The sequence below is a fragment of the Caulobacter radicis genome (assembly GCF_003094615.1).
In the GTDB taxonomy this organism is placed as follows: domain Bacteria; phylum Pseudomonadota; class Alphaproteobacteria; order Caulobacterales; family Caulobacteraceae; genus Caulobacter; species Caulobacter radicis.
Map to the genome: position 1 here is coordinate 1 of NZ_QDKO01000033.1, position 7480 is coordinate 7480.

1 protein-coding gene is annotated in these 7480 nt (G+C 70.9%); it reads right to left on the reverse strand.

The features are described 5' to 3' along the window. The coding region (locus DDF62_RS26510) for an RHS repeat protein (RefSeq protein ID WP_165832307.1) at positions 1-7451 on the reverse strand (7451 nt) is incomplete at its 3' end. Positions 7452-7480: the final 29 nt, after the last annotated feature.

Genomic DNA, 7480 nt, shown 5'->3' on the forward strand with positions numbered 1-7480 from the left:
GTCCAGGTGGCGCCGTTGAGGCTGGCGTTGGCCTGGAAGACCGCCCGGCCGGCCAGGTCGTAGCGGACGGCCTGGGCCTCGGTGACGGAGGCGCCGCTGGACAGCAGGCGGTTGTAGCTGGTCTTGACGATGTTTCCGGCCGCGTCGTAGCCGAACGAGCGGGTGAAGCCGGAGGCGTCGGTGCTGGAGGCCAGGCGCCCGCCGGCGCCGTAGGCATAGGTGGTCACGCGGGCCTGGGCGGCCGCGCCGCCGACGCTGTTGACGGTGCTGCGGGTCAGGTCGCCGACGCCGTTATAGGCGTAGGTGGTGCGCGGCGTGACGAAGGTGAAGGTGTAGTCGCGCAGCTGCGGGGCGGTGATGCTGGTCAGCCGGCCCTGCAGGTCATAGGCGTAGGTGGTCAGCTCGCCGGTGGCCTCGGTCTTGGAGGTCACCTGGCCCAGGCCGTTATAGGTGTAGGTGATGGTCGCGGTGGTGGCGCCGGCGACCAGCGAGCCGTCCATGTTCACCGCGTGGCTGACGACGTTGAGGCGGCTGAGGGTCAGCCGCTGGCCGTTGCGGTCATAGGTGAAGACGGTGACGCGGTCGTCCGAGCCGGGCGGGGGCGTGGGCAGGCTGGTGGTCGAGAAGCCTGGGGGCAGGGCGGCCGCATGCCGGGTCTCGACCAGGACGTTGCCGTTCTGGTCGAGCTGGTTGGCGGTCAGGTAGCCCAGGGCGTCGACCGTGCCGACCTGGCGGCCGGCCTTGTCGTAATAGAAGTAGGTCGCCGCGCCGTTGCCGTCGGTGGTCTTGATGACGTTGCCGGCCGCGTCGTAGTCGGTCCGCTCGACGATGTCGGCCAGGGCCGCGGCGTAGACGCCGCCGACCTCGCGACCGACCACGGCGCCGTGGATGGTCTTGGCGACCAGGCGGTCGTTGTCGTCATAGGCGTAGGTGGTCAGGCGACGGTTGGCCGCGTTGACCGGCGCGGGGGCGGCGCCGCCGGCGGTGGCGGGCAGGGCGACCAGGTCGCCATAGGCGGCCTGCGAGACGACATTGCCGCCGGCGTCATAGGTCCAGGCGGTCAGGGCGCCGACCGGGTCGAGCTGGGCGATCTTGCGGTTTTGCAGGTCGTAGTAGCTGAGCGTGCGCGCGCCGTTGACGCCGATGCTCTCGATGACGTTGCCGCGCGCGTCATAGGCCAGGGTCTGGACCTGGGCGGCGGTGGAGGTGGTCACCAGATCGTTGGCGGTGACCTGGACGGCGTCGCCGGTGGTGGTGACCAGGCGGTTGGCCAGATCGTAGGCGTAGAGGGTGGTGCGCTGCTCGGTCAGGCCCGAGGCCAGGATGGCGCGCGTGCGGTTTGCGCGGGCGTCGTACTGGTAGAGGTTGGTGACGGTGGTGGCGGCCACCGTGCCGTCGGCGCGGGTCGAGCTGATCGGCAGGGTTTCCGAGAGCAGGAGGCCGCGCTTGTCGTAGAGGTTGGTCGTCACCCCGCCCAGCCGGTTGGTCACCGAAATCCGGTCGCCGAAGGCGTCCAGGCTGTAGGTCTCGGTGAACTGCTCGGCGTCGGTGGTCGAGGTCAGGCGGTCGAGCTTGTCGTAGGCGAAGGTGGTGACGGCGTCCCTGGCGTCGGGGGTCAGGGTCGGCCGCACGCTGGTCGAGCCGACGCCGGTCGCCTTGACCGCATGGCGCGTCACCGTCGCGGGCTGGTCGCCGAGGGTGTAGGTCGTGCTGGTCGCATAGCCTTCGGGGTCGACCTGCAGGACCAGGCGGTCCAGCTGGTCGTAGTAGAAGTAGCCGACATGGCCGCGCGGGTCGGTGACGCTGGCCAGGTTGCCGAAGGCGTCATAGGCGTTGATCGTCACCGCGCTGGTCGCCTGGTCGAGCGGCTTTGTGACCTGGACCAGGCGGCCGGCCGCGTCATAGGCCTGGGTGGTGGTGACGCCGCCCGGGTCGGTGATGGTCAGGACCCGCCCGGCCCCGTCGTGGGTGTAGAGGGTGGTGGCGGCCACGGCGCTGCCGAAGGCCAGGGTCTGGGCGGTCAGGCGCCCGGCGGCGTCGTAGACATTGTGCGTCGTGGCCGCCTGGGCGGTTCCATGGGCGAGCGTCAGGTCGGTGACGCGCCCCGTGGCGTCGAGGAGGCGATGGGTGCGCACCCCGGCCGGGTCGATGGTTTCCACCAGCCGGCCCGCATCGTCATAGAGGCGCTGGGTGGTCGCGGTCGTGGCGGTGGTCGCGCCCATCAGGGCCGCCAGGCTGGCCTGGGTGGTCGCATCGCCGACGGCGTAGGCGTCGGCCCGCCGCAGGGTGGCGACCACGCGGCCGGCCGCGTCGTACTGCTGCTCGGTGACGTAGCCCAGGGCGTCGACGCCGTAGACCGCGCGATCGGCCGCGTCATAGATCGTGCGCGTCACCCGGTCGGCGGTCCCGCCGTTGGACGTCGCCCAGCTCCTGATGCTGGCCAGGGTGGGGTTGCCCGTCAGGGTGGTGAGCTTGGCGTATTCGATGGTCTTGGTGACGTTGCCGTTGGCGTCATAGGTGTAGGCCGTCACCGAGCCGGTCGCCGAGATGGTGAAGGCGGGGCGGTTGGCGGTGTCGTAGATCGAGCGCGTGGTGCGGTTGGCGGCCAGCGAGCCCAGGCCCAGCGAGCTGATCAGGGCCTGGACGGAGGCCACCGTGTAGCTGGCGCTGACGGTGATCGGGGCTGCGTATTGCAGCGTGTTGATCAGGTTGCCGACCGGGTCGTAGGTGTAGGCGGTCAGCTGGGCGTTGGCGTCGATCGTGTAGCGAAGCCGCCCGTCGCCGTCATAGACGTAGCTGTCGACGTGATCGCTGGTCGAGACGGCGATGGCGCCGGTGACGGTGGCGGCGGTGATCGCCAGGGGCAGGGCCGCCAGGGTCGCCGCGGCGATGAGGCCGGCATAACGCCGCGTGGAGGTCAGCCGGCCTTCGCCGTCATAGCCGTTGGCGACCACCTCGCCGGTCGGGCCCACGGCGTAGATCAGCCGGTCCTCGGCGTCATGGACATAGCGCGTCACGGCGCCGGCCGGATCGGTGCTGGCCACGACATTGCCCACGGCGTCGTAGGCATGGGTGGTGGCCAGAGCCAGGCCGTCGGGATCGACGATGGTCTGGGTGCGCCGGTCGGCCTTGTCGTAGACGTAGCGGGTGACCCGGGCGGCGGACGTCCCCGCGCCCTCGGTCACGGTGACCACGCGGCCGGCGTCGTCATAGGCGTAGGTGGTGGTCAGGGCCAGGCCGCCGGCGCCCGGATCCACCGTGATCGCCGTCCGGCGGCCGTCGAGGTCGAAGGCGACCGCGGTGACGACGCCGGACGGATCGGTGAGGCGGACCTGCTGGCCCTTGGCGTCGTATTCGTAGGTGGTGACCAGGGCCAGGCCCGCCTCGTCGACCTTGCGGGTCAGGACGCGGTCGGCCGCGTCATAGGTGTAGCGGGTGACCATCCCGCGCGCGTCCACCACCGTGGCCAGGTGGCCGGCCGCGTCATAGGTCCTCTGCTCGACGCCGGCCGGATCGGTGACGGTGAGGACCTGGCCGTCGGCGTCATAGGTCCAGGTGGTCACGTTGCTGTTGGCGTCGGTGATGGAGACCGTATCGCCCAGCACGTTCCTGTTGGTGGTGGTGATGAAGCCGCCAGGGGCGGTGACGGTGATCTTCTGGTTGAAGGCGGTGTAGGCGAAGCGGGTGATCGCGCCGGTGCGGTCGGTCCGGGTCAGGACGTTGTCGCGGCCGTCATAGGTGAAGCTGGTGAGCTGGCCCAGGGCGTCGGTGGTGGTGACGACGCGGCCGGCGCGGTCATAGGTGGTGCTGGTCGTGCGGCCGGCCGGGTCGATGGCCTGCAGGGCGCGGCCGAAGGCGTCGTAGCCGTACTGGGTCAGAAGTTGCAGCCCGCCGGCGGCCGCGTCCTGGGTCTGGGTCAGCAGCAGGCCGCGGCGATCATGGGTGCTGGTCGTCAGGCGGGTCTGGCCGGTCCCGACGGGGTCGGTGCGCGAGGCCAGGTCGCCGAAGGCGTTGTAGCCGTAGCTGGTGGCCGCGCCGGTGGCGCTGGTGGACAGGACCAGCTGGCCGGCGGCGTCGTAGCCGAAGGCCACGGTGCTGTCGGCGGCGGCGTCGAGCGTGATCAGGGCGGTCAGCGCGGCGCTGACCATCCCGCCGCTCAAGGCCGCCAGGGCGGCGGCGGCGATCGGGGTGGCGTAGGTGGTGACGGCGCTGCGCTGGCCAAAGCTGTCGTAGCCATGGCCCACGACCGCGCCGAGGGCGTCGATCTCGTAGGCCAGGCGGCCGGCCTCGTCATAGTAGTAGAGGGTGCGGGCGCCGACGGCGTCGAGGCCGTCGGCCTGGGTCCTGGCGATCAGCCGGTCGGCGTCGTCATAGACATAGGTCGTGCCGTAGGTGGCGTAGACCTGCGCGATCTGGGCGGCCGTGGCGCCCGCGCCCAGGGCCGCCAGGGCGGCGCTGCCGACCCCGCCCAGCGTGCCGGTCAGCCGGCCCTTGAGGTCGTAGACGTGGTTGCTGGTGCGGGCCTCGGCCCCGGCGCCGACCGTCTGGCGCACCAGGCGCTGCATGTTGTCGTAGACGTAGCTGGCGGTCTGGACCGCGCCGGTCGCCAGGGTCTTGGTCTCGGTCAGGACCTGGCCGAACAGGTTGCGGGTATAGGCCGTGGTGTCGAGCACGACGCCGCTGCCGGCCGAGGCCAGGTTGGTCAGGGTCGGCGGGGTGGTCAGCAGGCTGGCCGGATCGAGCTTCTGGCCGGCGATGACCTGGTCGATATCGCCCTGCGGGGTGTAGTGGTAGCGGGTGAGGTTGCCCTCGCCGTCGATGACGGCGCGCTGGAAGCCGCGGTTGTCGTAGACGATCCAGTTGTTGATGTCGCTGGCCGAGGTCCCGACGCTGGTCACCAGCTGGGCCAGCGTGCCGGCCGCCCGCAGGGAGGCGGCCGCGGCCGTGGCCGAGCGCAGGGTGCGGATGACCCGCCCGGCCCCGTCGTAGAAGCTCTGGCTGAGATAGCCCTCGGCGTCGAGCGCGCCGGCCAGGCGCCCGGCGCTGTCGTAGAACCGGCGCGTGACGCGGTCCTCGGCGCTGGCCGTCGGCAGCTGCGGGGTGGTCGGATACTGGGCCTTGAAGCTGGTCAGGGCGGTGGACGACAGCAGGTTGGCGTAGGCGGTGCTGGCGACCAGGCGCGAGGCGCCGTCATAGCTGAACACCGTCACCGCGCCGGTGGCGTCGATGGTCTCGACCAGGCGATTGGCCGCGTCGTAGATCGACCAGGCGGCGCGGTCGGCGGCGACGGCGGCCGGCCGGATGGCGGCCAGGTCCACGGCCGCGGGCTGGCCGCCGGCGTCGACCAGCGAGGCCAGGACGCTCGCGCCCAGCCGCGTGGCGTACTGGATGGAGCCGACCAGCTGGTTGTCGCGGTCGTAGACATATTCGACCAGCGCCCCGTCGGCGGCGATGTCGGCGACCTTGCGGTCGGCGTTGTCGTAGAGGACGTAGCGGCGCAGGCCGTCGGGACCGGTGGCCATCCGCAGGCGGCCGTCGGCGTCGTAGGCGTAGGTGGTGGCGGCGCTGGCCAGGCCGCCGCCGGCCTCGCTGTAGCTGACCAGCTCGCCGGCGAGGTTGAAGGTCGAGGTCTTCACCAGGCCGTTGGCCAGGGTGACGATCGTCTGGCTGTTGGCGTCGTCGAACAGCACAGAGGTGGTCGCGCCGGCGAAATCGGTGCTGCCCACCAGCCGGTCCAGGCCGTCATAGACGAAGACCTCGGCGGCGGTGAAGTCGGCCGGCTTGCGCGACAGGAGCCTGCCGTGCTGGTCGTAGACATAGAAGACCTTGGTGGTCTCGGTGGTGGCCGAGGTGTCGCCCGCGCCGGTCGAGAGCACCTTGCCGTAGGCGGTGACCGTGGCGACATTGCCGCGGAAGTCGTAGGTGGTGTCGGTGCGCTGGCTCGCGGCCTTGCTCGAATGGCTGGTGACCCAGCTGTTGAGCGTGGTTTCCGACAGGGTGGCGGTCACGGCCAGGGCGGCGACGTTGTAGACGCCGCCGACATACTGGATGGCGCTGGTCTGGCGGCCTTGCGCGTCGTAGCGGTATTCGGTGACCGCGCCGTCGGCCCCGACGACATAGCGCAGGTCGCCCGCGGCGTTGTAGGCGTAGCGGATGGTCAGCGGCGAGGACGCCACGCCCGAGCCGGTCCCGTCCGGATCGGCGACCAGGTATTGCGTTTGCGTCAAGACCTGGTTGGCGGCGCTGAAGGTGCGCGTCACCGTGTTGCCCAGGCTGTCGACCTCGCTGGTGCGGTTGCCGTTGGCGTCGTAGCCGTAGGTGACGATCGAGCCGTCGGGCGAGGCGACGCTGAGCACGTCGCCCATGGCGTTGTAGGTGAACTGGGTGACCTGGGCGGGCGCCCCGGCCACGGCCGGCGGGGCGGTGATCGAGAGCAGCTGGCCCTTGGCGTCGTAGGCGAAGCTGGTGGCCTGGTTCAGCGGGTCCAGGACCGTGGTGACGCGGCTTATGGTGTCGTAGCTGAACGAAGTGACGCGGGCCGCGCCGCCGGCGACCAGCTGGGTCAGGCTGGAGACCCGATGGTCGGCGCCGACCTGGGTGTAGGCGATCTGCAGGCTGGAGCCGTCGGTCTGGGTGATCGAGGCGACGCGGTTGCTGGCCCCGTCATAGCCGTAGGTCGTCACATAGACCTTGCCGTCGGTGATCGACCCGTCCTCGGGGCTCAGGTCGATGGTCACCGTCGACAGGCGGCTAGCGCCGTCATAGCCGTAGTAGACGGCCGTCTCGGTGCGGGTTTCGGGCAGGTCCGCGCCGGGCGGCTGGTAGACGTAGGTGGTCAGCACCTGGGTCAGCAGCGCGCCGGTATAGACAAAGGCGGTGTACGCGCCATCGGCCGTCGTCACCCGGTCCAGCTGGCCGGCGGCGTTGTAGGTGAAGGCAAGGGCGTTGCCGTTCTTGTCGGTCGACCGGGTGATGCGGCCGCCGTTGGCGCCGTCATAGAGCTCGACCGTGCGGCTGGCGCCGTCGGTCCAGGTCCAGGTCGAGCCCGAGAAGGTCAGCCGGTCGTAGCCGCCGTCGCCTTCCTTGGCGACATAGGCGCTGAGCGCCGCGTCATAGGCGTAGACGACGTCGGAGCCGTCGGCGGCGATGCGGGTGACCGTGCCGCCGGCGGTGTTGACCGTGCCGGTCAGGCCGGTGATCCGGCGCGCCTGGCTGGTCTGCCAGGCCGTCGCCCCCAGGCTGTTGTAGGCGCGCCCGACATCGACGTCCTGGCCCAGGCCGAACAGCATCTCGTCGGCGCCCTGGATGATCAGGTTGCCGCTGGCGGCGTTGACATAGACGTTGCCGCCCGCCCGCCCCACCGTCGCCTGGCCCAGCTGCCCGTTGCTTCCCAGGACGAAACCCGAACTGCGCTCCAGCCCAAGGCCCGCGCCAGCCACCACAGCAACCATCATCCGCCCCTAGATGCGACGATGCGGGC